General features: G+C 57.7%; 23 protein-coding genes. 5 read left to right on the forward strand and 18 right to left on the reverse strand.

Annotation, left to right across the window (positions count from 1 at the left end; genetic code table 11):
- Positions 1-68: 68 nt before the first annotated feature.
- Positions 69-1,247, reverse strand: a complete 1,179-nt coding sequence (locus E5Z01_RS16910) for a DUF4357 domain-containing protein (protein WP_135230426.1) — start codon at positions 1,245-1,247, stop codon at positions 69-71.
- 274 nt (positions 1,248-1,521) lie between these two features.
- On the opposite strand from E5Z01_RS16910, the gene E5Z01_RS16915 reads away from it, so the two are divergent.
- On the forward strand, positions 1,522-2,298 hold the full coding sequence (locus tag E5Z01_RS16915) for a ParA family protein (protein ID WP_135230427.1): 777 nt from the start codon (positions 1,522-1,524) through the stop codon (positions 2,296-2,298).
- The gene (locus E5Z01_RS16920) at positions 2,295-3,227 is read left to right on the forward strand and encodes a ParB/RepB/Spo0J family partition protein (RefSeq protein WP_135230428.1); all 933 of its coding nucleotides are present in this window, start codon (positions 2,295-2,297) and stop codon (positions 3,225-3,227) included. Before E5Z01_RS16915 ends, E5Z01_RS16920 begins: the two co-directional genes overlap by 4 nt.
- Positions 3,228-3,469: 242 nt before the next feature.
- Here the strand turns inward: E5Z01_RS16920 and E5Z01_RS16925 are convergent, their stop codons facing one another.
- Genes E5Z01_RS16925 through E5Z01_RS16935 form a run of 3 tightly spaced genes read right to left on the reverse strand, consistent with a single transcriptional unit; the run spans position 3,470 to position 7,455 of the window.
- Positions 3,470-4,129 (reverse strand): hypothetical protein, encoded by a 660-nt coding sequence (locus E5Z01_RS16925; RefSeq protein WP_135230429.1) that lies wholly within the window; start codon positions 4,127-4,129, stop codon positions 3,470-3,472.
- Positions 4,110-6,215 carry a site-specific integrase gene (locus tag E5Z01_RS16930; protein ID WP_135230430.1) on the reverse strand — a complete coding sequence of 702 codons (2,106 nt, stop codon included), beginning with the start codon at positions 6,213-6,215 and terminating at the stop codon, positions 4,110-4,112. Before E5Z01_RS16930 ends, E5Z01_RS16925 begins: the two co-directional genes overlap by 20 nt.
- Positions 6,199-7,455: a site-specific integrase gene (locus E5Z01_RS16935; protein WP_167757980.1), complete on the reverse strand. Its 1,257-nt coding sequence runs from the start codon at positions 7,453-7,455 to the stop codon at positions 6,199-6,201. Before E5Z01_RS16935 ends, E5Z01_RS16930 begins: the two co-directional genes overlap by 17 nt.
- 787 nt (positions 7,456-8,242) lie before the next feature.
- Between E5Z01_RS16935 and E5Z01_RS16940 the strand changes: the two genes are divergently transcribed.
- The 3 genes from E5Z01_RS16940 to E5Z01_RS16950 all read left to right on the forward strand — a co-directional run bounded on the left by E5Z01_RS16940 (position 8,243) and on the right by E5Z01_RS16950 (position 12,917).
- On the forward strand, positions 8,243-8,989 hold the full coding sequence (locus E5Z01_RS16940) for a hypothetical protein (protein ID WP_135230432.1): 747 nt from the start codon (positions 8,243-8,245) through the stop codon (positions 8,987-8,989).
- A gap of 1 nt (position 8,990) precedes the next feature.
- The gene (locus E5Z01_RS16945) at positions 8,991-9,209 is read left to right on the forward strand and encodes a helix-turn-helix domain-containing protein (RefSeq protein WP_167757981.1); all 219 of its coding nucleotides are present in this window, start codon (positions 8,991-8,993) and stop codon (positions 9,207-9,209) included.
- Positions 9,210-9,587: 378 nt separating this feature from the next.
- On the forward strand, positions 9,588-12,917 hold the full coding sequence (locus E5Z01_RS16950; RefSeq protein ID WP_135230434.1) for a helicase-related protein: 3,330 nt from the start codon (positions 9,588-9,590) through the stop codon (positions 12,915-12,917).
- A 334-nt stretch (positions 12,918-13,251) separates the two neighbouring features.
- Here E5Z01_RS16950 and E5Z01_RS16955 read toward each other — a convergent pair whose 3' ends face one another.
- The 14 genes from E5Z01_RS16955 to E5Z01_RS17020 all read right to left on the reverse strand — a co-directional run bounded on the left by E5Z01_RS16955 (position 13,252) and on the right by E5Z01_RS17020 (position 24,457).
- Positions 13,252-13,686 (reverse strand): hypothetical protein, encoded by a 435-nt coding sequence (locus E5Z01_RS16955; RefSeq protein WP_240738523.1) that lies wholly within the window; start codon positions 13,684-13,686, stop codon positions 13,252-13,254.
- Complete coding sequence (locus E5Z01_RS16960) at positions 13,661-14,062, reverse strand: ArsR/SmtB family transcription factor (RefSeq protein WP_135230435.1); 402 nt, start codon at positions 14,060-14,062, stop codon at positions 13,661-13,663. The genes E5Z01_RS16955 and E5Z01_RS16960 overlap by 26 nt, the downstream gene beginning before the upstream one ends.
- Complete coding sequence (locus E5Z01_RS16965) at positions 14,059-14,742, reverse strand: SCO family protein (protein WP_240738525.1); 684 nt, start codon at positions 14,740-14,742, stop codon at positions 14,059-14,061. Before E5Z01_RS16965 ends, E5Z01_RS16960 begins: the two co-directional genes overlap by 4 nt.
- Positions 14,739-15,626, reverse strand: a complete 888-nt coding sequence (locus E5Z01_RS16970) for a cation diffusion facilitator family transporter (protein WP_135230436.1) — start codon at positions 15,624-15,626, stop codon at positions 14,739-14,741. The genes E5Z01_RS16965 and E5Z01_RS16970 overlap by 4 nt, the downstream gene beginning before the upstream one ends.
- 6 nt (positions 15,627-15,632) lie before the next feature.
- Complete coding sequence (locus tag E5Z01_RS16975; protein ID WP_240738527.1) at positions 15,633-16,238, reverse strand: DUF305 domain-containing protein; 606 nt, start codon at positions 16,236-16,238, stop codon at positions 15,633-15,635.
- 26 nt (positions 16,239-16,264) lie between these two features.
- Positions 16,265-16,762, reverse strand: coding sequence for a DUF3105 domain-containing protein (locus E5Z01_RS16980; protein WP_135230437.1), 498 nt, complete (start codon positions 16,760-16,762; stop codon positions 16,265-16,267).
- Positions 16,759-17,292 carry a signal peptidase II gene (gene lspA / locus E5Z01_RS16985; protein ID WP_135230438.1) on the reverse strand — a complete coding sequence of 178 codons (534 nt, stop codon included), beginning with the start codon at positions 17,290-17,292 and terminating at the stop codon, positions 16,759-16,761. Before lspA ends, E5Z01_RS16980 begins: the two co-directional genes overlap by 4 nt.
- 265 nt (positions 17,293-17,557) lie before the next feature.
- Complete coding sequence (locus E5Z01_RS16990; RefSeq protein WP_135230439.1) at positions 17,558-18,274, reverse strand: VIT1/CCC1 transporter family protein; 717 nt, start codon at positions 18,272-18,274, stop codon at positions 17,558-17,560.
- 36 nt (positions 18,275-18,310) lie between these two features.
- On the reverse strand, positions 18,311-18,877 hold the full coding sequence (locus E5Z01_RS16995) for a M23 family metallopeptidase (RefSeq protein ID WP_240738534.1): 567 nt from the start codon (positions 18,875-18,877) through the stop codon (positions 18,311-18,313).
- A gap of 77 nt (positions 18,878-18,954) precedes the next feature.
- Positions 18,955-20,394, reverse strand: coding sequence for an apolipoprotein N-acyltransferase (gene lnt / locus E5Z01_RS17000; protein ID WP_135230441.1), 1,440 nt, complete (start codon positions 20,392-20,394; stop codon positions 18,955-18,957).
- Positions 20,395-20,547: 153 nt separating this feature from the next.
- A complete protein-coding gene (locus E5Z01_RS17005) occupies positions 20,548-21,285 on the reverse strand; it encodes a ZIP family metal transporter (protein ID WP_135230442.1) in 738 nt (245 codons plus the stop codon).
- Entirely contained in the window at positions 21,282-21,533 is a 252-nt protein-coding gene (locus E5Z01_RS17010; RefSeq protein WP_135230443.1) for a glutaredoxin family protein, read from the reverse strand. The genes E5Z01_RS17005 and E5Z01_RS17010 overlap by 4 nt, the downstream gene beginning before the upstream one ends.
- Before the next feature lie 14 nt (positions 21,534-21,547).
- Complete coding sequence (locus tag E5Z01_RS17015) at positions 21,548-22,159, reverse strand: methyltransferase family protein (RefSeq protein ID WP_135230444.1); 612 nt, start codon at positions 22,157-22,159, stop codon at positions 21,548-21,550.
- Positions 22,160-22,171: 12 nt separating this feature from the next.
- Positions 22,172-24,457, reverse strand: a complete 2,286-nt coding sequence (locus E5Z01_RS17020) for a heavy metal translocating P-type ATPase (protein ID WP_135230445.1) — start codon at positions 24,455-24,457, stop codon at positions 22,172-22,174.
- Between the last annotated feature and the right edge of the window lie 530 nt (positions 24,458-24,987).

The following is a 24,987-nucleotide window of genomic DNA, read 5'->3' on the forward strand; positions in this document are numbered from 1 at the left end:
CTTGCGCAGCGGGACCGCGCTGAGAACGTACTGTAGGATAGCCATTAGACCCATTGGAAGCGGTGTGTTCACAGCCCCATTTTCGGTGGGTCTTTCTTTGTGACCTCAAAACTGCACGAACCATTGATACCTGGAGGGGCTTTGAAATTCACCTCGGGTGCAGGCTGGTCTAGCGGGGTGATGACACCCCTATCTTGTGCGGCTATCCATGCAGCGTGCGAAAGGGCCGGAAAGTCTTCTGCGAGGTCACTCGCTTGCTCAAGGACACTCTGGTAATCATCGAGCGTTTTCACTTCTCCTGTTCCGCTAACCCCTAGTTCGTCAAGGTAAGGGACAGTTACTCCGTTGAGGGGCATAAAGGCAAACGGATTGAGCCAAAACAGACCTTGCGTGAGCTTGGCTAGGCCCACTTGCCCAATTTCGAGTGCCTGCTCGAAGGTCTCCTCTTGCAAATTGCCATCTACGGCTTGGAGCGCGAGTGCCCAGAGCGTGGGGATATCCGACTCCTTGCGCTTGGTTCTATAAGGGAAAAACAGGGCATTGGTGGCTATACTCCAGGGAACGCCAGTAGTTTTAGCCGGAGCCTTCTCCTGAATACCCAGTTTCTTGCCTATGAAAGTAAATATCTGCTCGACACGTTTGTCCTTTTTACTTTTAAGAACCAGTGAGAAGAAAGTGAACGGGTCAATGACTTCTAATTCCAAGGTCTGGTCGCCATCGAAAGGGACTGAGACACCAGCCTCCCGCAAAATTGTCAGCAGAACCTTCTGAGATTCTGGTTGCTGGTACTCCATTAACTTTTTAGCGAGAGCGGTGAAAAAAGCGGTCCATTCGAAGGAGGCTGGTGCATGCAGCGCGTCAAACATGGGCCCAGCTACTCGCTCAGCGTACCAATCCTCATAAGTTTGCCCAGTGCCCACCTGATGCCAGATTTTGGGGCCACGTGCAGAACGGGCAATGCTGACGGCTGCGGCTGCACTTACAGAATCAAATACGACGTCTTCCGCAAACCGTAAGAATTTGGGGTCATCCGTGGGTACCAGGCTGCCTTTCTCCAGGAGGGTATGGCGCAGATTGAAGTAGTTGTGTTTCTGAAAAGATGGTGTCGTATCAACACGCGCCATGCTTCCGGCTTTCACCACTATGCCGTTGTGGCCAGTGGGCAGGCCTGTAGCGCGAACGCCAATTTTGGGGAGCTTCAGTTCAAAAGTAGGGATTGCGGCCTGGTTCTGGGTTCCGGTTGTCATTGAGGTTCTCCAGGGAAGGGTGAGCTGGCCCGCATTTCACTACGCGGCTCCATGCCCCGTGGATAGACGTGTCAGGACTTGGACTGGCTTGTCTCGCTGCCCAGCTCACAGAAGGAAGCCTTGTACAAGCCGTGAAGGTAGCAATTCGCAACAGGGTTCAAGAAGATTGTCAAAACGCTCTCCTCAGGGGTTAGGGTCTGCATTCAAAAGCTGGAATACCAGGTCAGTGTCTCATGGATACCGGTATCCATAGCTGAGCAGCCATAATGGAAACATGAGTCGACAAACCAGGGTTCTGCTCGTTTTTATCCACGCGGGTGGAGCAGGCAAGACCTCCACGACACGCGATATCGGCGCAGAGTTGGCCCGACGCGGCAAGAAAGTTCTCTTGATTGATTTGGACCCCCAGGCCAACCTGACAAACTGGCTTGGGGTGTACGACGCTCAGCCGGAACAGACCATGCAGGGGGTGCTGATGGACTACGAGGCCCCGCCGGAACCCCTTCACGTTCATGGCCTGGACCTGATACCCAGCCATCTCACCCTGGCCCGTACCGAGCGGCTGCTGGGCGGCCTGACCAACTCGGAAGGCCGCTTGAAAGTCGCCATCGATACGCTGCGCGAATCCGGCAAGTACGATTACATCCTGCTGGACTCACCACCCAGCCTGGGACGCCTGACCAGCAACGCAGCAAACTCCGCGGACTGGGTTATCGTTCCGATACAGGCAGCCCTCAAAGGTCTGAATGCACTGGATGGAGTGCAGGAGACGATTACTGAACACAGTCGCACCAACCGTGGCTTAAAGGTGGCGATGTATCTGGTCACCCAGATGAATAATACGAACGTGGCGCACGAGATGGTCGCTGCTTTCAAGGAAATTCTCGGGGAGCGGGTCAGTGGCCCGATGACCAGCCGGCCCGCCATCTACGGCAAAGCCCAGACCGAGGGCAGACCCATCGACGGAACAGACCGGAACGAGGCTGATGCCTTGAAGGAAATCGCAGCGGCCACTGACACCCTGTTGGAACGGGTAGGGGATAAGGCATGAGCAAGACCAAAGCTACGGCCAACCCGGCGCTGCAGGCTGCCATGACCCGCGCCCAGAAAGCCCAGAGTGGAATTCAGGCGGCAGAGGTCAGACATGTTCCCGTCGACTACCTACGGCTCGAGCAGATTGAGAGCTCGCCCTATCAGGCCCGAAAAGACTTTCAGAACATCGAAGAACTCGCCGAGGACATCCGGGCTAACGGCGTACTCCAGCCAGTGCTCGTCCGCCCTCTGGGCCATGACCGCTATCAGCTGGTCGCGGGTGAGCGCCGCTGGCGCGCCTCAAAACTGTCCGAGCAGGCCACTATCCCTGCGGTCATTCGTGAAATGACTGACCTGGAAGCGCGTACGCACGGTTTGCGCGAAAACCTGCAACGCGAGGACCTCAACGCTTACGAGTTGGCGCGCGCAGTCGTCGAACTGGTCGCCGTACAGACTGGACGGCCTGTCCAGGAAGTTCAAGCCGAACTCGGAGGTGCCAGCCCAACAGGGGAGACGCTCGACGTGCTTGAAGAGGCTCTACAACTGGTGAACAAGGAGTTGACCTACCTAAGCTTCCGTAGAAATTATTTGTCGCTGCTCCGACTTCCGGAGCGGCTGGTCTCGGCTATTGAGCAAGGAGCTTCGTACTCCGCTGTGCTCGCCCTCCGAGCAGCCACAGAGAATGAGCAAAAGGAATGGCTGCCTAAAGTCATCTCTGGAGAATGGAGCCGTCGCCAAATCCAACAGGCGATTGCCGAGCGGCAGCGTGAGCAAGCGCCTGAGACGGACAGGGGAGAGGTGAACTGGAAAAAGCAGATACAGGTCGTTAATCAGCAACTTACCCCTGAGCGACTCAGCAAGCTCAAGCCAACTCAAAGTAAGCAGGCCAGGAAATTACTCGAAGCCCTGGTGAAACTCCTTCAGGAAGATGCGGAAGGTTCCAGCTGAAGACTGCTGAGGCTCACGCAGGATGCGAAGTAAGAGAGAAGCCTTACGCAAGTGAACGCGTAAGGCTACTTTAGTTCTGGGGGAAACCCCCTTGCGCGTTCGAGTGGACATCGTCCTGGAGGACGGAAACCAGGAAAAGCGACATGTCGCATATCATAGTTTTTAGCTGTAATTGTCCGTTTCAGTTTTTTCCGCTGCTGCTGACGCACTCTGCCGAGCGCAACATCGCCATATGCGCATCGTCACAGCTCGACACTGGCCACATACTCCCTATCGTACTCCAGCAGATGCTGTTGATGCTCTTGTACGGCTGTTTCGAGACCCATCAACTTGCGAATGAGGACGCTTTTACTCTCCGAGTTGACGTATGTCTGGTAGCGTTGTGGGGCATCGGGGGAAACAGTGAATGGCTCAAGCGGGTAGGTTGAGTTTTTGAGTAATGTGCCCTCAATAAGGCAGGCTTGCTCAATCGCTTCCCGACGCGATAGACAGTGTGCGAGCAGGTCTTCAAGGCCTACCACACGCTCGGCCAACTCTGTAACAGATTTGCAACGTAGCCTGTTAGCGTAGCGAGGAGCATGACGGTTCTCTACACGAGGACGAGCCTGCCAACCGCCGTACTTATCGAAATCAGGCATTTGCGGCTCGCGCCGCTGCCAGGCAGCAATCAGGGCCTTAGCTTGCACATTGCGTAATAGGGTAGACCTATGTATGGGCGGCAAATCAGGTCGCAGAGCTGCGGCGGCAGCCAGGATGCTGTCATTAGTGTAGACACGCTCATCGCGCGGTACGCGTTTTTGTTGGTCGTCGAGGTAGGCTAATGCTTGCTCAATGCGACGTAGTGTCGCCTGGGAGCGACTTTCGCTTGCAGCACGCAGAGTATCAGGTTGCCGCAGCATCATAGGTAAGGGCTTCCCAGATTGTCATCATTGTCGCTGATGTGAGAGGGATATTATCGCTTCCGGCATAATACTTGGTCATATTGCTTTGTTTATGGCCCAGTTGACGTTGTATCTGCTCAACAGTAGCTCCTAGTGATTTGGCGCTATGTGCCATGGCGTGACGTAGGAGATGCGCTGATGGTGCACCTTCAGGGAGTGCCCCTAGTGTGGTAAGGCGTAGTAACGCATTCAGTGTGTAGTGTTTCAACGCCTTGCCATGCCACTGAAAAAGATATACACCTGGTTGTAGTTGCCATTCCGCACTGCCTTGTGTAATGACTTTCTGAAACTTTCCGCGAGCATCATCCAAATCGTTGACAAGATGATTCCAGTAAGGCTTGATAGCTATGCTTATGTCCTTGTATTTCTCTTGCTTTCGTTCACGCTTAGCGCCTTTCGGGAAGTAATATACTCTAAAAACTCTATAAGGTTTGGTCTTCTGATGATTCTGACGTTTAGGCTTGATTTTTAAAATCACAGTTTTGCCGTCGTTTATCCTTATTTGCTGAACTTCGTGCATACGCATGCCTGTGGTGGAGCAAATCATCAATAATAGGACGCCAATCGCTATACCCCCTGCTAGAGAATCTAGTTCAAACAGTATGGGCAGAGGACATCCATGCTCCTTTGCAGAGTTTACAGTTTCTCTAATTGACGTCCTAAGTTTCCCTGAGGGGAAAAATAGTCCTGAGCCAGGCATCATGAGGTCATCTTGGGGTAAATCTCTAGGGCCTACATGCTGATTTAGAGAACATGCAATGAGGGATTTTACAAAAAAAGGTTCATTGGGTAGCATTATGCCTTCACTGTCATAGGCACCCAAATACTGCAAGCACTTCGTGGTGTCGCCCACTGTTGCTCTGTCTCCGCGAATTTCAGCGTCTACCTCTTTAGGTGTAGTCCATCTTAGCTTAATGGTTGCCGATAGGTCTGGCAGAGGTAAATCGAACGTTTCCTTTGAATGTTCTAAGGCATGCTTTCCAAATTTTCGTAGACTCTGTATGACTAATGCCCGCATGACAGTAATCTGTAGCAAGCGCTGATAATGCGGCATTAACTGCTTAACATCTCGCCTTCTATTTTCTCTTCTGATGCTTATTGACTTTTGGATTAGCTGACTGATGTTGAGGTTCTTTGGTACAGGAGGAAGATAGTAGTTACTTAATGTATTATCGTTTGGGTATTCATATTTATAACGCTGCTGCGCATCATAACATGCTAGATATGCTGTGAGATAATCAATTCGAGAGCCATAACTGGCTCTACCATGATGCTTTTCGTAGTCTTGACTATTATTGATGTAAAATGTAATGTAGCTAGGCTTCATTTCGGATAGGCTTACAATATCTCTGCTGTCGAATATTTGTTTTAGTATACAATTGAGCTTTGTGATGGCTGACCGTATACTTCTTGGCGTGTTGCGTTCACTGTTCCCTACACGCTCGCCTAACAAGCAGATAGCCGCTGAGATAAGTGGGAGGAAATGTCTTGCTGCACGATAAGATGTAAGACATTTAAGTAATTCTACGTATTCCTCCGGAACCTCGAGTTCACTAGGTGAACCAGAGCGACGTAAAAGTAAGCGCATCATGTCGCTGGGTATAGGTAAGTTTTTCCATCCTATAGATTTTAGATAATGCCCTGGGCATAGTGTTCGTGCAATTGGAGTCAAATCACGCAATTTCGGTTCCCGGTAAATCATATTGTCTAATGCCAGGCCAATTGTGGTATGCAGATTTTTAATTCCTTCTGGCAATTTTTTCGGCAAAACAACATCACTTACTGCGGGGAAACCCTGCGATATCCACAATTTCTTCCAGAGGTGGCGAAAAGCATTGATACGGCCAATTTGAGCTGACAAACTACTGTGGGTATAAATGGTCTCGCGTCGCATTAAATAGATGGCGATAATGTCTAACCATGGCTCGTTGGCTCTGTTGATGGCGTCGAGGGCCTCAATTATTTCTTTAGGAGCACCAGGGGTCTTGCACCATTCACTGTAACGAGGACGCAATTCGGAGCGCAAAGCCTCAAAGAGTGGCAGCATACGCAGGTATCACCCCCGCGCGTATCGTGTTTTCTAACAATGTTTCGAGGTGCGCCGCTGGCTCTAAATCGCTTGCACGCCCCAGCTGCCTGGCATGCTCCTCCAGCAACTGAGTAACAACTCCGCGTAGGTCGTAGGTTTGCAGCGGATGCCAGGACGCCCACCCCATTCTCGTTGCAAAGGCACGTGCACTTTTGATGATTTCCCAGTCACTCTGGGAGACCTCTAGGATGCGGTCGAGTGCTTGATTGACGTACCAGTATCTGATTTGATGAGGCCGTATCTCGATGTTGTTCCCCAACTGCCGCCATGCCCCACGTCTGAAAGTGGGTACGGTGTATGGGGTTCCGCGGCTGCTGATAAACATCGGGGTAGCAAGTGGGTCGCTAACATACTGTGTATAGCTGGTGTAACTCCAAGGCCGGGCACCACGCGTGGCCATATAGCGGCTGTACATTGGGTCAAATGTCATGCGCTCGCTGGCGATGTACTCGGTTAGCAACCTATTGGCATCACGTGATAAGGTCGCCGACTTACTCAGGTGTCCGTGACTCCCCTTGCTCCGCAACTGAAGGACGGATCGTTCAGCATCGTAGCTCCCCCAGCACATTTCAACAATTTCCGAAACGCGAGCGCCAGTGGAAATTAGCATCTCCAAAATCGCACGGTCGCGCACACTCCAGCCAGCTCTGGACGCTGCATCCCTAAGTTGGGCTGGCAAATCACGATTATCGAGCAGTTCCTGCGGTATCACTTTATAAGCATGTATTTTGTACTGCCCTGCTGGCTTACCCAAATACTGATTGTGGCGGCCTGAAGGACGCTTGAGGCCCGTCTTGCCAAAGGGTGTCTCATCCCGCCATCCAAGAGCAATAACCGAATTGCAGCAAGTTTTGAGCCTGGCGATGACCGTTTTGAGTGTGCTATGGGAGGCTCCCTTACAGTACACATACGTGTGTGCGCCTCGCTGCTGCACGTCCGCACCATAGTGTTGTCGTAACAGAGCATTGATACCCGCAACCCATGATTCATTGGGCGCGAACCATGGGCGGTCAATATGGCTAATAGCTGCGGATAGCAGGCGTACGCTATATACCGCGACTTTCTCGTCATGCTCGCTGACAATGCGGTTGTAAAGCCGAGTTAGATGTACATCTGGTACGTTATTAACGTAAATCAGCTTGCTTGGGCTTTCTCCGCGGATGCAGAGTTCTGGAGCCAAAACGTGTTTTATAACCATGCGGTAACTCCGACTGATGTCAGGGCCCATCAGTCTTGGTCTGGGTCAGACGTGGGAATTACCCATAGGGGAGCCATTGATTTACACCAATGATGGGCATTCAAATCATATTTTTCTTAAGATGAGAAATATGAAATAAATTAGTGTAGCTCACTATTCTCTGTCATCAGCAGTCTTTCGGCTCCAGTCAAAATCGTTCTGTTGACAGACGAATTTCCCATGATATGCTTATTAAACATATCAGTTTCAGGTGGTGGTCAATGGAGATTTTGACGACGGAGGAGTTCAGAAAGCACCCAGGGGCCGTACTGGCTAACCTCCTTCGAGGACACTCATTTCTCCTGATAGAGAATGATGTTCCAGTCGCCCAGCTGTTGTTCCTGGAACGAAAAGAAGCTAATGCCTCTCCCATGGCCACTAGTGAGCTGTGGCATCAGCAGCTGCAGAGTTGCCGAACCATTTTCGACGATGCTGCACTTGCCCGCATACTTGGACTAACACAACGAACCTTCATCCTCCTGAACACCAAGAATCTCTGCCCAGACCTCGTTCAGGCTCGCCTTGAAAAGCTATCTAAGGCAGTACTGCAACAGAGATGCCTTTGGACACCACGCCGCATTCTCCGTTGGTGGAAGACCCCTAATTTTGAACTGCAGAATGCTAGCCCTGTCGATTACCTCGCACGGCCCTGGCGGCCAGAGGATGACCGAAGCAAACAGGTTTTTTCGCTTATCAGGCGCGAATTTCTCTTAAGTGACGAAACGGCGGAAGTTGACGGATGGCCTGAATGACCGGTCTGAAAATCGTTGAAACCCTTCCTGAAGGCATGGATGCTCTATGGGTGACGCTCGACGATGAGCTGACCAGGCTGATTCATTTGAAGACTCTGCGTTCCGATTCCCGATTTTCCTCCCTTCAATTTCCACGCTTAGCGTTGCAAGCGCGAATTACGCCAGATGGTCAATTTGTGCGCTGGCCAGGAGGAGAAGTCATGACGGTCGAAATGGTTCAAAAGGCCAGCCCTGGCAATCACCTCTGCGACTTGTTGGCGCTGGTGCCGAGCAAGAATCGTTACAGGCCGGTGTTGCCACTCTTATGGGGCGCAGACCCCGTCCTACACGCTTATCTCGATGTCCGGCCAGAAATGAGTCTCCGAACGAACTTGGGCCTGAAAGAGCAGGAATGGCAGCGAATGATTCAAAAGACCGCAGGAGTTCCCCGCGAGCTGGTCATCGCTCGCGTGAGTGACCTCTATCTGCTGCTGAGCGGCTTATTCCCATCAGGCAGCCTGCCGATGCTTGTGCGTCAGACCTGGCCCATTATCAAACGACGAAGCGGAATTTCCTCAGTGGAGACCATTGCAGAATGTATTACTGCTGGACGTTATGACCTGATTGAGTACCCGCTCGCGCGCCTCCTGGTGGGGCAGTCCAGCGAAATGGAGGACGTGTGGCGCGTGCTAGAGTCAAACGGTGAGACGCCCGAGTGCCCTGCGGCGACAGGCATTAACGCCGGACGGCAGGCCGGTCGGTAACGTGGTCGGTGAACGCGTCAAGGAAGTCAGGCTCAAGCAGGGGCTGAGCCTGGAGCAACTCCATGATTTGATTCTCGAAGTGACTCAATTGGATATCAGTCAACCGACGCTCTCGAGAATTGAGCGCCAGGAGCGCAGTGTCTACGATTTCGAGGTGGCCGCTTTCGCTAGAGTATTAAAGGTGGATGCAGGTTGGCTGCTGGGGCTCACTAATGAATAGGTTGAGCCGTTACAGTCGTGGCGGAAAAGTTCTTACAGTTAGAGGTGACTAAACTGTTGAGAAATTTTCGTATGCTAAATCCTATCCCAAAGTATCTCAGTTGAACCTCTCAAATTGAAGGCTGTAAAACGCTGATTTCATCTGACGCCAAGAGTTTATATTTTCTGTCAATAATTTAGCTTCTAGCACAACGAACTTTGCTCAGCGTACGATGTTGAGTGAACCATATAGTGACCCCTGGTAGGTCAATGACGCGATATACATGAAGTATGGTGATTTTCGAGGTTTCGAGCGCTACTAAGGTGACGACATTCATTCGGCTAACCTAGTCACCACATCTAAACTGGAAGTGCACAATGGTCACACGGGAGTCCAAATATGTCCTCTTACGAGCAGCTACTCGACCAGCCACTGCACTCGCCTATTTTTCCTGAGACGGTTCGAATCATCCGCATCGAGCCGCTCGGTGGTCGTCACAAGGTCACCGCTGCGGGCCTGACCTCACAGCGCCTTCATCAACGAATGCTGGACGGGACGGCCATGGACGTACTGCTGCAACTAGTCGCCAGCACGAAAACTGATTTTCAGGGGAATCCTGAGCTGTTCGCGCTTGGTGTCGAGGCTCGCCGGATTCAGCTCGGTTACACTTTCGACCCGTTCTTCGCCGTCTCCGCCAGCCGCATTGACCCGCTTCCGCACCAGCTCGAAGCCGTTTACGGCGTGCTCCTCAAGCGACCGCGCATCCGGTTTCTGCTGGCCGATGACCCTGGGGCTGGGAAGACAGTCATGGGTGGCCTGCTGCTCAAGGAGCTTCGTTACCGCAAGCTGCTCGACCGTGTTCTGATTGTGACTCCAGCTAACCTGACCGACCAGTGGCGACGGGAAATGCGGGACAAGTTCGGTGAAGAATTCCACGTCATTAACCGCGACGTGGCCGGGCTCGCTTACGGCGAGAATCCCTGGGAGCAGGAGAACCTGGTCGTCACCAGCATGGATTTCGCCAAACGCGACGAGCATCTCGAACAGCTCAGGCGCGTTCACTGGGATCTGGTCATCGTGGATGAATCGCACCGGCTGTCCGCCACCAAGTACGGCTCCGAGGTCAAGCGCTCACAGCGTTATCGCCTGGGCGAAGTGCTCTCCGGCACCAGTGCCCACATGCTGCTGCTGACCGCCACGCCCCACCAGGGCGATGACGAGAAGTTCCGGATGCTCCTCGACCTGCTGGAACCGGACCTGTTCGCCACGGCAGGACTCCTGAAAGAAGCCGCCAATCGGGGTGAAAACCCCATCATGCTGCGCCGCCTGAAGGAAGACATGACCGACTTCGACGGCAAACCGTTGTTTCCGCCCCGTTACGTTCACACCCCGCAATTCAAGCTCTCGCCCAGCGAGCGGGCCCTCTACGACCGCGTGACCGATTACGTCACCAAGCACTTCCGTATGGCCTGGGACGATAGGCGTCGCAACGTGGGCCTCGCCATGACTGTGCTTCAGCGCCGCCTCGCCAGCAGCAGCTACGCCATCAGCCGTTCGCTGGAAAACCGTCTGAAGCGCCTCCAGGCGCTACGCGACGACGTGAACAATCTTGCCGGTGACCCCTACCTGGGCTACACCGAAGAGGAACTCGAAGAACTTCCTGAAGATGAGCGCTGGGAACTGGAAGACCGCCTGGCCGAGCGTTTGACCCTGGCCCGCAACCTGCCGCAGCTCGAAGAGGAAATCCGGGAACTGGAATCGCTGAGCAAGGAGGCCCGCACCCTCGCCAGGCTGGAACAGGACCGCAAGTTACAGGTCCTGCTCGGCGTGTTGGCAAAGCTGAACGGCGAGAAGCTTCTCGTCTTCACCGAGCACAAGGACACGCTGAATTTCCTGGTGGGCGTCCTCCGGAAGCAGGGTTACGCCGTGACCTCGATTGACGGCAGCATGGGACTGGAAGAGCGTGTAGGCCGGGAGCGCGAGTTCCGCGACTCGGCACAGGTCATGGTCGCCACTGAAGCCGCTGGGGAAGGCATCAACCTGCAATTCTGCTCGGTCATGGTCAATTACGACCTGCCCTGGAACCCCACCCGATTAGAACAGCGCATGGGCCGCATTCACCGTTACGGCCAGAAGTACGAGGTCAACATTCACAACCTGATTGCCGAGGGGACCCGCGAAGGCGATGTGCTGGCCCTGGTGCTGGAAAAACTGAAACTGATGCGCGACCAGCTGGGCAGTGACCGCGTGTACGACGTGGTGGGCGAACTGCTGGGCGACGTGGACCTGGAACAGCTGATGCTGGAGCACCTGCTGGGCCGCAAGACGCTGGCCGAGATTCAAGCGATGGTCGAGGCCCGGCTTTCGCCAGAGCGGGTGGATTACCTCAAGGAAGTCACCCTGGAAGCCCTGGCCAAGCGCGATGTGGACCTTTCCCGCCTGCGGGCCGACCGCGAACAGAGCGAACTGACCCGCATTCAACCGGAGTACACGTCACGCTTCTTCGTGCAGGCGCTGGAGAAGCTTGGTGGTAAAGCCACACTGCGGCAGGATGGCTTGTACACCATGCGTGTCCCATATGAACTTAGGAGCAAGGCCCTGGGGGTCAAAAGCGAGTACCTGAAGACCACCTTCGATAAACGGGCCGCTTACGACGCCGATTTCCTGGCACCCGGCCACGCACTGTTCGACCTGGTGCTCCAGCAGACCCTGGAGATGGCTGGCCCAGTCCTTCGGCAGGGGGCGACGTTCGAACTCGATGGCCTGACCGATGACGCCACACTGGGGTTCTACGAACTGGCTGTGGTGGATGGCCAGGGAGCTACAGCATCCCGCCGCCTCTTCGCCATTCAGCAGCCCCAGGGGCAAACACCAGGGTTGGTCTCATCGAGGGTGCTGGTGGACGCCTTGCCTTCAAAGACGCAGGAACCGTTAGATACGGCTGGTCAGGAACTTCAGGGCAGTCTCGAAAGCTGGCTGCTAGATACTCAGCTGGAGCCCTACGAGGAGGAGGTTCGCAAGGAGCGCCTGCGAGAAGTGGACATTCGCCGCCGCTACGGCACGCGCAGTCTGGAGCACCTGATTCGGGAGTCCACGCGCAAGCTCACTCAGCACAAAATCAAGCAGGCACAGGGCGACGACATGAAACTCGCTATCGGCCAGGAGGAACGGCGGCTGAAAACCCTACAGGAACGGCAACGCAGCTTCGAAGCCGAACTGGAAAAAGAATCTCAGCTGATGCCAGAGGCTGCCAACCTGCTGGCTCTGGCATATCTGCGGCCCCTGCACCCTGCCGAACAGAACTTGCCGAACGAAGATGACCCTGAAGTCCGAAGAGCTGTCGAACTGGCTGGAATGCGAGTGACCGAGGAGTATGAACTTGCACATGGCCGCACGCCAGCGGATGTCAGTGCTGATAACGTCGGATACGACATTCGCAGCGTCAAGCCTGGTCCTGCGGCTGACGCGAAGCCCGCCGAGCAACGGTACATTGAAGTGAAGGGCCGTGCTGGCGTCGGGCCAGTGGTCCTCACGCCAAACGAATGGATTACGGCAGGTCGTCTTGGCGACGAGTACTACCTGTATGTCGTGACGAATGCCTTAAGTGCCAGCCCCACCCTTACCGTCGTGCAGAATCCCGCTGTCAACTTGATCCCAGGGCAGGAAGTGACCGTTTTGCACTACATCATCCCAACCGAGGAATGGCAGCGGGCTGGTGAAGTCGGTTAATCAGCGTGCTTCCAGATGTGCCATGATTCGCGCTTCGACAACTGTCCAGGGACACACCTTACGAAAGGCTGCTGCCACACTGCCTGGGCGCATATGTCGCTTTTCGTACATAGGAGGTGTTTTAAGAAAGCTGCTATCAAGCGCAAAGTGAGGACTTTCACGAACTGCTCCGGGTCACCGCGTCCTCGGCACGATTCTCGTGCAATGCCCGCTGATGCGCCTCAACCAGTGTCAAGCGATGAGTAACCACCGGTAGTCCAACAAAGGGTCGGAACGTGTGTTACTGAGGTCATTGTCCGTGCCAAGTCTCAGGTGGCCCCAAAGGTGGCGACCTTCACCGCCCGCTGACGGTGATCAGGGTGTCACTCCCTTCTTTCAAGGCGGTATACGACAGTTCGCCTGCTACGCTCTTCCCGATAAACGCAGAGTAATGATCAGCACCCTCCAGTTCATCTTCAAGCTGTACGTATCCAGCCTCGCGCAACACCTGGAGCACGGCCCTGGGCTGCCAGCCCGGAAGGCGGAACTGTTCCACCCGGCTGTCGCCCTGGCGAACTTCTCGGCGGTAGGTGGTGCTTTGTGGGCAAACGGGCGTCCATGCGTCGGGACGGGGCGCGGCGCTCCACACCTGCTGGGGGGTGGCAAAGCAGTACAGGGGACTGCGCCAGCGGGCTTCGGCCAGCCACTGCCGTCCGGCCAACACACCGAGGAACAGGGTCAGCAGGCCAGCGAGCCATAAGAACTTATTCGCGGGCGTGATCAATGGCACTCTCAATCATGGTGGTGACATGCTCATCCAGCAGACGGTAGTAGGCCACGCGGCCCTCTTTGCGGAAGGTTACGACCCTTCCTTCTCGAAGAAGGCGGAGTTGGTGGCTGATGGCGCTTTCACTGATGCCGACCACAGCAGCCAAATCACAAACGCACAGTTCACCTGAGTTCAGGGCGATCAGGATTCTCAGGCGGGTGGGATCAGCCATCAGTTTCAGGAAAGTGCTGGCCTGCTCAATGCACAAGGCATCTGGTAAGGACGATAGCGCCTGCGCTACGGCTTGCGGGTGGACGCATTTCACTTCGCATACATCTGCGGGCACAGGGGTAGGGACAGACATCATTCCATTGTACGGCGCGGCCTTCAGCGTCATTTCATGACCGCCACTACGTCCTGCGCCACGCGCTCAGGGTTCGTCGTGACCTGCGTGTAGTCCCACACCAGCCGCAACCGTCCCCGCGCGTCCACCAGGTAGACCCCCGTGGTGTGGTTCACCTGGTACTCCAAAGGCCCTTTGACATCCACGTACTGATACCCCACGCCCCACGCTTTGGCCCCTTCAGCGAGTTGCGGTTCGGGGATAATCATGCCTCTGGCCTGCGGGTTGAAATACTTGACGTATTCGTTCAACTTGCTCACGGTGTCCCGTTTGGGGTCAACAGAAATCAGCAGCGGGACGAAGTTGGCCTGCCGGTCTGCGGGCAGCGTCTGACGCACCCGTTCCAGGGCCGCCAGGGTGGTGGGGCAGATATTGGGGCAGTTCAGAAACCCGAAAAACACCGCCACGGTCTGCCCACTCAAATCAGTCAGCGCCAGGGGTTTGGCGTCATCACCCGTGCCGCTCAGGGGTGGGGCCAGTTTATTGGCTGGCAAGGCCGTACCGTACAAGTTCAGTGGATTGCTGACCTTGTTGGCGATCCACACGGAACCGAGCAGCGCCGACACCGTGAAGAGGGCCAGCGCCAGGGATGACCGCCAGGAACGCTTCGCTGGTGGGTCGGGGGGACGCGTCGGCGAGGTATCCGCCTCGACCAGTGGGGCGTCTTGGGTCACGGGTGAACCTCCATGTGGCCGCCGTCATGCAGGCCAGCGGCTTCCACCTGCACCGTCACATGCTCGATGCCGTACTGCTCGGCAATCTCGGCCACTTCTTTGCTCAGGTCTGAGGTCGCTTCAGCGCTGACGAGGTGGACGCTCAAATTGTTTTCGCCGCTGGTGACACTCCAGACGTGCAAGTCATGCACTTCCTGCACGCCGCGCAGGGCGCTGAGTTGTGCGCGCAGGGCACTCAGGACAAGGCCATGCGGCACGCCTTCAAGCAGCACATTCACGCTTTCCTTCAGCAGCGTCCAGGTGCGAGGCAGTACCCATAGGCCGATCAGTGCGCCCAGCACCGGGTCAATCCAGGTCATCCCGGTCAGGCGGATCAGCAGCGCCCCCGCGATGACCGCCACCGAACCGAGCAGATCACCCATCACCTCCAGATAGGCGGATTTCACGTTCAGGCTGCCCTGACTGCCGCTGACCAGAATGCGGGCGCTGACGATGTTCACCAACAGGCCCAGCGTGGCGACGATCAGCATGGGCGTGGTCTGTACCTCCACTGGCTCCCGAAGGCGCTTGTAGGCTTCAAACAGAATGTAGATACCGATGGCGAACAGCATGCCAGCGTTCAACGCGGCAGCCAGAATCTCCGTGCGCCGATACCCGAAGGTGCGCTTCAGGTCGGCGGGGCGCTGCCCCACCCTGATGGCAAAGAGGGAGAGGGCCAGCGCCATCACGTCGGTCAGCATGTGGCCCGCGTCCGACAGCAGCGCCAAACTGCCCGATAGAAATGCGTAGATGACTTCCACCACCAAAAACGTGCCCGTCAGGGCCAGTGCGGTGGTCAGTTGGCGGGCGTTGGCATCCTTGCCGTGACTGTGACCCTCACTCATGGCCCCTCACTCATGATTCATGCCGTCCATGTTGTCCAGGTCGGTGTTGTCTGCGGCGGCGGCAGGGGGTTGGATACTCCGGGTCTTGAGCAGCGCGTCAATGGCGCGAATCTCTGAGGTCTGTGAGGCGATGACCCGCTGGGCGAAGGCCTTGACCTGCGGCTCCCTGACCGTGTTCAGGGCCGACTTTGCCATCAGCACGCCTCCCAGGTGGTGTTTCCTGAGCAGCGCCAGATACCGGCCCTCGGCCACTGTGGGGGGCAAGTGATCGAGGGCCTTCACCTCTTCAGACAGCGCCATGCCCATCGCCTCCCGGTTCATCCCGCTCATGGGTGGTTCGCTGCCCGCAATGGGGCGGTTCCAGGCCATCAACCAGCCGCTCATCTGCCCAATCTGGCCCTGCTGGGTAAGGGCAATGTCCTGCGCGAGCAGTTTCACTGCCGGGTCACTGGCCCGCTTGAGCATCGTGACACTCATCTCCACGGCCTGCGCGTGGTGGGCGCTCATGTCACGGGCAAAACGGACATCGGGGCTGGATTCGGCGGGAAAAGGGGTGTTGCGGCCACTCAGCAGCGCTGCCCCGATAGCCCCGCCCGCGAGGAGGGCCGTCAACTGGAGCGGCGTCCTGCGCCAGCGGCTCACTGGGTGTTGCTGTGCGAGCCGCTGCACGCTGCGCCGATCTCCGGGGCACTGCCCCCCTGCTCGAACTTCTGAATGAACTGTTTGAGGCGCGGGTCACTGGCACTGTCCAGTTCCAGTTGGGCGTTCCAGGCGGTCAACACGATGGGCGAGGGTTGGTCGGCGCGGGGTGTGAGCAGGGTGTGGGTGCGTCCGCCCAGCGCGTCCTTGAGGGCCATCACTTCGCTGGTGTTGATGTTGGGGCGGTAGGTGGCCCACACTGCGCCGTGTTCCAGGCTGTGAACCGCGTATACATCGTAAATTTCCTTGTCGTAAATCCCGCAGTTCTGCCAGCGCGGGTTGTGCGGCCCACCCACGGGCAAGGCTTCCTTGTAATCAATGCGGCCATCTTGGTGATCGCCACCCTCGTACTTGAATTCTTTCAGGCCGGGGATGGTCTCGCTGGACTTATTGCAGGCCACCAGGGCCAGCAGCAGGGCGGGAAGCAGGTATTTCATGACTCTCCTTTGGGTTGGGTCTGCGTGAGGGCTGTGGGAGGCGTGGGCGTGCGACGTGCCGAGGCGAGGAGCAGGGCAGCCACACCGAGCAGCACGAGGACATCAGCCAGGTTAAAGACCGGGAACGGCTGAGCGCTGAGGCGTTGACTAAAGCGGTCAAGCAGCGGGGATGACAGGTAGTCTACGACTGATCCGCGTGTCAGGCCGTCTACCGCATTCCCCAACGCTCCAGCAGCGATCAGCGCCAGAGACAGGGCAAGTTTGGGGTGCGGGCGACCACGCCATAGCGTGAGGATCAGGCCCAGTCCCACGGCCAGGCGGAGCACGGCCAGTGGCACGGTCAGGCCGCTGAGCAGGCCCCAGGCTATGCCTGGGTTCAAGGTATACGTCAGGCTCAAGAGACCGGGGATCAGCGGACGAACAGGCGTGTTTACGAGATTCTGTGCCGCCCAGGCTTTCAGCAACAGGTCGGTCAGCAGCAGCGCGAACAAGAGTGCAAGAGCTATTGGAAACGAAGGACGCCACGACACAGGCCCAGTATACCTGAGCGATTGTTCATGTATGTTGCGATGGAGCTTGGCAGGGGAGGCTGTCCGGCCTTCTTTTTCATGCCGCCGACGTTCACTGCACGGGGCGCTGTCCACACCGGCATGCCACGCACGCAGCCCGCTTGCATGGCTTAAGCAATCGCGCCCGTGCGGACGCCACAGCCGTGGTGAAATTTACTCCATGCCCTGCATCATCAGTTCAGCCGTTGCTCGGTTCTGGCCGATATACGGTTGTTTTCCTATCCAGTCACGCCTTTACCCCAAAGAGGCTGCCGATCAAGGCGCTCAGGGCCATTGCGACGGCCCCCCACAGGGTTACTCGCAAGGCCCCTTTTAGTCTCGACGCCCCGCCCGCGTGTGCGGCCATCGCCCCCAGCACAGTCAAGGTCAGCAGAGTGATAACCGTGACCCCTACGCTCACGATGCTCTGTGGCAGGAACACCGCCCCAAGCACTGGGATGATACCGCCCGCCACAAACGCCGCCGCTGAAGCAAAAGCGGCCTGAAAAGGCTGTGCCCGAAGCTGCTCAGTGATGCCCAATTCCTCACGGGCGTGTGCGCCCAGCGCGTCCGCCGCCGTGAGTTGTTGCGCCACCTGCAAGGCCACCACAGGTTCCACCCCACGCGACACATAAATGTCCGCAAGTTCCTGCAATTCCATTTCAGGGTGTACACGCAGTTCCTTGGCCTCTTTCGCCAGATCGGCATTTTCCGTATCGGCCTGGGACTGCACGGACACGTACTCTCCCGCCGCCATCGAAGTGGCTCCGGCCACCAGCGCTGCTACGCCCGCCAGCAAGATGGTACTTGCCGTGATTCCACGGGCGGCGGCCACACCCACCACCACGCTCGATACCGACACCACACCGTCATTTGCACCCAACACAGCAGCCCGCAGCCAGTTCACGCGCCCGGTATTGTGGTGTTCCTTGTGATACTCCACCACTTCAGTCGTTTGACTCATCACAACATTGTATCTGCGGCGTCTTTTATGTCAGGTTCAGTTGTAGAGCGTATACGGGTTCACCTGCGAACCAGCGAAGTACACCCGGAAATCCACATGCGGCCCGGTACTGTTCCCGGTGCTGCCCACACGCGCGATCACCTGTGCTGTCGTCACCCGCTGCCCGACCCTCACGAGGTTGGCGCTGTTGTGGCTGTAGCGGGAGGCATACCCGTTGCCGTGATCTACGACAATCGTCCACCCCCAGCCGGTTCGGGCATCAAAGCGCGACTCGCGCACCGTGCCGCCCAGCACGGCGCGGATTTGCGTACCGAACGGAGCGGCCATGTCCAGCCCGATATGTGCAGCGCTGTAGGGCGTCGTGATTCGGCCCTGTACGGGCATCACAGCCTGCACGCGAATGGAAGCCGGACGCACCACAGCCCCTCCCACCCGGTTTGGACTTCCGGTAGCTCCTGCTGGCGCAGGGAGTTGCAGCATCTGGCCGGGCCGCAACCTGCTGGCATCCAGCCCTGGGTTTACGCCCAGAATGGCCTGCACTGAAGTGCCGTGCCTGACCGCCAGCCTATAGAGCGTGTCGCCTGATTGAACGTTGACTGTCACGGCCCCCGCTGCACTCAGGGTCAACAACAGCGCCAAGGCCCTTGGTATCATGTGAATCCGCATAAGACAGCGTGAAGCTAACAGCCCTCAGGCCGCTTGTCATGAGACGGCGGCCCCTGACGGCGTTCCCTGGCTGCCACCACGGCGATCAGCAGCAAAACCACTGCCGTTAGCCAAGGCCCGGCATCACCAAGCCGCACCCCCCAGGTCTCAACGTTGACTGGGGCGAATTTCACCGCCAGGCTGGCGGCCATAAACCTGGGCAACCGCTGCGTGACCACACCTTGCGGGTTAACTGCCGCCGTCACTCCATCGTTGCCAACCCGCAGCCACCAACGCCGCGTCTCAATGGCCCGTACCCGGCCCATTTGAAAGTGCTGCTCGGCTCCCATGCTGGAGCCGAACCAGGCGTCATTGGAGGGCGTGACCAGCACGTTTGCGCCTTCCCTGACCAGCACGCGGGCCAGCACCGGAAAGGTGGACTCGTAACAGATCAGTGTCCCGAACCGCAGGTCGCCGGAGACCACCGGGGCCATGCCCTGGCCCGGCTCACGACCTGTCAGTTGAGGCAGGCCCATCATGCGGAAGATGGCCTGATAGAGCGGCCCCAGCAGGCGCGAGCCGGGAAAGAACTCGCCAAATGGCACCAGTTTCACCTTGTCCTGCTTGCCGAGTAAGCGGCCTTCCTGAGTCAGCAACACACTATTCCGGGGCCGTGGATCACTCAGCGCCGCGCCCAACAGCACTGGGACGTGAATGGCCTGCAATCCGGCCTGGTCGGTGATCCCCGCTCCCCACGACACGGCAGTTTCCGGCCACACCACGATGTCCGCTTCCCGTTCAGCCAGACCGCGCCCAGTCAGGGCCAGGTAACGCGACCAGTCCTGCGCCGTCTGCCCAACAACCTTTTCTCGCGGGTCAACGTTGCCCTGTATCAGCAGGGCTGTGCGGTTCGGCTCTGGCATGGCGGGTCGCGTCAGCCCAAAACTCAAAGCCGCGAGCCACGCCGCCGAGGTGAGGCCCATCAAGGCTCGGCGGCGCGAGGCCAGAGCGCTAGCGCTCAGACCCACCAGCAGTCCCAGCAGGGACACGCCGCCCAGTTCTGCTACCTGTACCAGCGGAGTCAGGGCCAGCGTATAGCCCAAATTGCCCCAGGTGAAGCCCAGCGCCCCCGTTTCACGCAGGGTGTCCAGCAGCGTCAGCGCAAACGGCAAGGCCAACAGCACAAAACGTCCTGCCAGGGCGCGGGTCAAGGTCAGCGTCACGGCCCACAGCCCTGCCAGCAAGCCCACCAGGAAGGGATAGAGCGCGATGATCCCAACTCCCAACAGGCCCATCAGGCTGGCGGGCAGCCACAGCAGCAGCGTGCCAAACAAGCCGCAGGCAAACCACCAAGTCTCCTGAAATGTTCGGCGCACGGAGGAGTGTTTGATGCGGACGAACAACCATGCCAGTGGCACCGCTGCCAGCCACCCCAACGGTGACGGGGGGAAGGTGAGCGCCAGCAATACACCCATCAGCGTAGCTGCAAGGAGAGAATTGGCGATGGGATGGGCCTTGATAAAGGCAACAAGCACTTTACGAAGCAGTGCGGACAACACAACAATCAAACCGATACTCGGTCTCTCGTAGTGAAGTGAAAGAAGGAGGTAAATCCCACGACTTCACGGTCATGACATCAATTCCAGCAGATACAAGGCCACGAACCCGGCGAAAAACGCGCCGGTGGTCAGCGGTGTTTCCCGAACCTCATGGGCTTCAGTCAGCAACTCCTCGACCACCAGATACATCAGTGCCGCCGCGCCGAAGGACAGGACAATCTCTAGCGCCATCCCAGACAGTCCACTCAGCAGCGTGCCGCCTATCAGCGCTCCGAGTACCACCAGCAGACTGAGGCCCACGATACTCAGAATGGTCTGTCGTCTGGGTGTCTGGGCGTTCCCTAAACTGGCTGCCAATGAGATGCCAAGAAAAAGCAGTTCCAGGGTCAAGGCAATCACCAGTAATAGCCCAACCCTTTCACCCGCTGCGAAGCCCACACCAATCAGTAAACCATCAATCAGAACGTCAATTCCCACGACTGCCAGCAGGCTGGTGTTGCCCCCCTGCGTGGCTTCCGCCTGTCGCTCAGCGCGGCTTTCCAGATGCCCGGCCAGTTGCTTGACCCCCAACATGGTCAGTACGCCGATGGTGAAACCGATGACCACCCCCAACGGTTGATGGCCTTTGGTGATGGCGGGCAGCAACTCGCCCGCCACTGCGGCCAAGACGACGCCCGCCGCAAAGTGCTGCAAGAAGCTGCGAAGGTGTTCCCCTGGTACGCGGTAAGCAGCAATCGTGCCGCCCATGATGGTGGCCGCCACTGGAATCATAGTCAGACTCAGGATGTTGCCTAGGGTTGAAGTCATGAGCGCTCCAGGGCCGCCAGAATCCTGGGTCGCTGATGATCAAACAGGCCGTAGAAAGCCTGATCTCCAATGATAGTCACAGGCGCAATACGCACTCCGGCACGGCGCTGCATTTCTTGCAGGGCAGCGGGATCACCCCGGACATTCTTCTCGGTAAAGGCCGCGCCTTGGCGGGTCAGCAGATGCTTGACGGCCTCGCAATCGGCACAGTTGGGCACAGTGTAAATGGTTATTTCAGGCTTGGTCATGTTCTCTCCTGGCCTTACAGCCAGCGCGGCACCTGCTGGCGGTACTCGGCATACTCCTGGCCGTGCATCTGACTCAAATGCTGCTCTTCAAGCCTGACCTGCACCTGCATCAGCAGTTCTCCGGCCACCAGAACGCCCAGGGTCACGGCGTTGGGCAGCACCAGAAAGAGGCCCAGCAAGTTCAACCGCATGCCGAGAAAAATAGGATTGCGGGAAAGGGCGAAGGGGCCACGGCGAATGAGGGCGGTCTGATTGGCGCGGTCTATGCCCACCCGCCAGGATGACCCCATTGCAGACTGAGCGGCGGCAATCCAGGCCAGGGAACAGAGCAGCAGCCCCCAGCCCAGGGCGCTGATCTCCGGGCGGATGACGGGCAGGATCGGCCCCAACCACCTGAGCATCTGCGGCACGGCAGCGGCCATGACTGCGAGCGCCAGCCACGTTAGCAGCACCCCGCGCATACCGCGTCCGATGTAGCCGTAAGCGGAATCGTCGTAGGTCAACACGACGGGATTGATGCCCGTGGTGCGCCAAACGGTGACACTCCGCCAAACAAAGGCAATGAGAAAGTACAGCAGGCTGTACGCCAACAGCAGGGCGGCCTGAGTGGAACTGAACTCCGGCATCTCATCCCTCCTTTAGTGGGCGTGGCCTTTCCAGCGCAGTAATCGCAGGGCGTTGGCTGTGACAATCGCGGTTGCGCCCGTGTCGGCCAGAATCGCCATCCACAGGTTGGTGTAGCCCAGCAGTGTCGTGACCAAGAAAATGGCTTTCAAGCCGAGCGCAAAGGCGATGTTCTGCTTGATGTTGGTCATGGTGTCGCGGGAAAGCTGTACCAATTCTGTTACCCCACTGACCTTCTCGCGCAGCAGGGCGGCGTCGGCGGTTTCCAGGGCGACATCGGTGCCGCCCCCCATAGCGATGCCCACGTCTGAACGGGCCAGTGCGGGCGCGTCGTTGATGCCGTCCCCAACCATCGCCACGCCGCCCTGGGCTTTAAGCTGGTCAATGACCTTCAGTTTGTCTTCGGGCAGTAGTTCGGCCTGCACGTCCAGGCCCAAGCTGCTGGCGATGGCTTTTCCAGTGCGCTGGTTGTCCCCGGTGAGCATCACCGTCTGAATGCCCATCTGGCGCAACTGGGCCACGGCTTGCTGGGCGTCTTCACGCGGTTCATCTCGAATGGCGATAATGCCGAGCGCCTGAACGTCATCATGCAGTACCACGGCGGTTTTGCCGTCACTCTCGAAGCCTTCAATGGCCTGCTGGAACTCTGCCGAGACCGATGAATTTGCTGCCGCATACTTGGGGGAACTGATGGACAGGCGGCGTTCCTCCACCATGGCACTGACACCCTTGCCGGAGAGCGCCTTGGCCTCAGTGGCAGCGGGAAGGGTCAGATTCTGCCCTTTGGCCTCGTCGGTAATGGCTTTGGCAAGTGGGTGACTGCTGCCCGCCTCCACTGCCGCCGCGAGCCGCAGCACCTCGCTGCGTTCAGCACCCAGCACGTCCGTCACGCGGGGCTTGCCCGCCGTAAGTGTCCCCGTTTTATCGAACGCCACCGTTTTGACGCTGCCAATGGCTTCCAGCGCCGCGCCGCCCTTGATGAGTAAGCCCCGGCGCGTTCCGGCGCTGATGGCGCTGGTGATGGCCGCAGGGACGCTCAAGACCAGCGCACATGGACAGCCGATCAGCAGCAGGGCCAGCCCCTTGTAGAGCCACTCGTGCCACGCCTGACCGAGCAGCAGCGGCGGCACCACAGCAGTTAGGGCAGCGACAGCCACCACGCCGGGCGTGTACCAGCGCGAGAAGCGGTCAATGAAGCGGGCCGTCCGGGCCTTGCTGCCCTCGGCTTCCTCCACCATATGAATGATCCGAGCGATGGTGTTGTCGGACGCTTCCTTCTCCACCTGGACGCTCAGCACGCCGTCGGTGTTGATACTTCCAGCGAACACGTTGTCCCCCACCGTTTTGCTGACAGGCACGCTTTCGCCCGTTACCGGGCTGTCATCCAAGCTGGAACTGCCCGCCACAATCTGCCCGTCGGCAGGCACCCTCGCGCCGGGATTGATCTGCACGGTCTGCCCCACCTTCAGGCTGTCCGCAGAGACTTCGCGGGTCACGCCGTTTTCCAGCAGCAGCGCGGTTTTGGGAGCCAGCGCCGCAAGCGCCTGAATTCCGGCGCGGGCGCGGCCTGCGGCGACGCCTTCCAGCAGTTCGCCCACCGCGAAGAAGAACACGACCACTGCGCCTTCTGCCGCTTCACCAATCAGCACTGCGCCGATGGCTGCCAGCGACACCAACATATTGATGCTGAAGGGATCGCCAAAACGCGCACTGGCCCAGGCTTTCTTTGCCAGCGGCCAGACACCGATGATGGTGGCGGCAATGTAGCCGTACACCGAGAATGGCGGCGCAATAAAGCTAAACAGGTAGGCCAGCGCAAGCAGCACGCCGCTGATGACCACCAATTTGCCCTGTCCAGTTCTGTACCAAGGGGTGCCGGAGGGGGCGACTTCATGAACGTGACCAGCGTCCTTGTCGCTGGCGTTGTCATGTCCAGTGTGGTCTGTCGGGGCAGCGGCGGGCTTGGTTGGCCCTGCTGCGCTGCTGAGCGTTATTCGTGCATGGCGGTGCTCGTGCGCGGTGTGGTCATCGTCGGCGGTGTGGACGGGTTCGCCACCTTGCAAGGTGGGCGTATATCCCAGCGAGCGCAGATTGCTTTCCAGGGTGGTACGGGGCGTGACGGTCTCGTCCAGTTGGAGTTCCAGGGTCTGACGGTTGAAGCTGGTTCTCACGCGGCCCGCGCCGGGTAATCTGTCCACCATCCGTTCGACTTTTTGCACGCAGGAGGCGCAGTCCATGCCGTCTACAAAGTAGGTCAGCGTGGGCGCGCTGCTGGGGGCGGGATGGGCAGGATCAGTCATGCCTCCAGTATACCTGAGCATTTACTCAGATATATGCGAGAATGGAGTGATCCACCCTGTTCAGGTTTTAACGCCGAAGGCACTACCGATGAGGGCGTTCGGGGTCATTGCCGCTGCACAGCGTCACGCAGAGTGGTAGTGACGAGTCGCCTATTTACTCTGCCCTGGGCATTGATGGTCTTGTCGTGGCCGATGCCAGCTTGGCCGGTGATGGACAACTGGCCGAAATCGAGTGTGCCGCTATCACAGCCGTGATTCCTGCAACAGTTCCGGATGCATGTTGATCACCGCTGTGACAGCGGCTAAGAATGTTGTGTTCAGCTTCTGTAAAGCCAGCAGGTAATCGAAGTACCGAATCTTCGGATAGTGATGGCACTTACAAGATTTTCGGGCCAATCGGTAGACCAATGGTTCGTGCAGTTTTGAGGTCACAAAGAAAGACCCACCGAAAATGGGGCTGTGAACACACCGCTTCCAATGGGTCTAATGGCTATCCTACAGTACGTTCTCAGCGCGGTCCCGCTGCGCAA

The sequence above is a fragment of the Deinococcus fonticola genome (assembly GCF_004634215.1).
In the GTDB taxonomy this organism is placed as follows: domain Bacteria; phylum Deinococcota; class Deinococci; order Deinococcales; family Deinococcaceae; genus Deinococcus; species Deinococcus fonticola.

Bases quoted from the DNA above. Each gene is read 5' to 3' on its own strand.
- E5Z01_RS16910 (WP_135230426.1), bottom strand. From the start codon at position 1,247: ATGACAACCGGAACCCAGAACCAGGCCGCAATCCCTACTTTTGAACTG.
- E5Z01_RS16915 (WP_135230427.1), top strand. From the start codon at position 1,522: ATGAGTCGACAAACCAGGGTTCTGCTCGTTTTTATCCACGCGGGTGGA.
- E5Z01_RS16920 (WP_135230428.1), top strand. From the start codon at position 2,295: ATGAGCAAGACCAAAGCTACGGCCAACCCGGCGCTGCAGGCTGCCATG.
- E5Z01_RS16925 (WP_135230429.1), bottom strand. From the start codon at position 4,129: ATGATGCTGCGGCAACCTGATACTCTGCGTGCTGCAAGCGAAAGTCGC.
- E5Z01_RS16930 (WP_135230430.1), bottom strand. From the start codon at position 6,215: ATGCTGCCACTCTTTGAGGCTTTGCGCTCCGAATTGCGTCCTCGTTAC.
- E5Z01_RS16935 (WP_167757980.1), bottom strand. From the start codon at position 7,455: ATGGTTATAAAACACGTTTTGGCTCCAGAACTCTGCATCCGCGGAGAA.
- E5Z01_RS16940 (WP_135230432.1), top strand. From the start codon at position 8,243: ATGACCGGTCTGAAAATCGTTGAAACCCTTCCTGAAGGCATGGATGCT.
- E5Z01_RS16950 (WP_135230434.1), top strand. From the start codon at position 9,588: ATGTCCTCTTACGAGCAGCTACTCGACCAGCCACTGCACTCGCCTATT.
- E5Z01_RS16960 (WP_135230435.1), bottom strand. From the start codon at position 14,062: ATGACGCTGAAGGCCGCGCCGTACAATGGAATGATGTCTGTCCCTACC.
- E5Z01_RS16970 (WP_135230436.1), bottom strand. From the start codon at position 15,626: ATGAGTGAGGGTCACAGTCACGGCAAGGATGCCAACGCCCGCCAACTG.
- E5Z01_RS16980 (WP_135230437.1), bottom strand. From the start codon at position 16,762: ATGAAATACCTGCTTCCCGCCCTGCTGCTGGCCCTGGTGGCCTGCAAT.
- E5Z01_RS16990 (WP_135230439.1), bottom strand. From the start codon at position 18,274: ATGAGTCAAACGACTGAAGTGGTGGAGTATCACAAGGAACACCACAAT.
- lnt (WP_135230441.1), bottom strand. From the start codon at position 20,394: ATGGGTGTATTGCTGGCGCTCACCTTCCCCCCGTCACCGTTGGGGTGG.
- E5Z01_RS17005 (WP_135230442.1), bottom strand. From the start codon at position 21,285: ATGACTTCAACCCTAGGCAACATCCTGAGTCTGACTATGATTCCAGTG.
- E5Z01_RS17010 (WP_135230443.1), bottom strand. From the start codon at position 21,533: ATGACCAAGCCTGAAATAACCATTTACACTGTGCCCAACTGTGCCGAT.
- E5Z01_RS17015 (WP_135230444.1), bottom strand. From the start codon at position 22,159: ATGCCGGAGTTCAGTTCCACTCAGGCCGCCCTGCTGTTGGCGTACAGC.
- E5Z01_RS17020 (WP_135230445.1), bottom strand. From the start codon at position 24,457: ATGACTGATCCTGCCCATCCCGCCCCCAGCAGCGCGCCCACGCTGACC.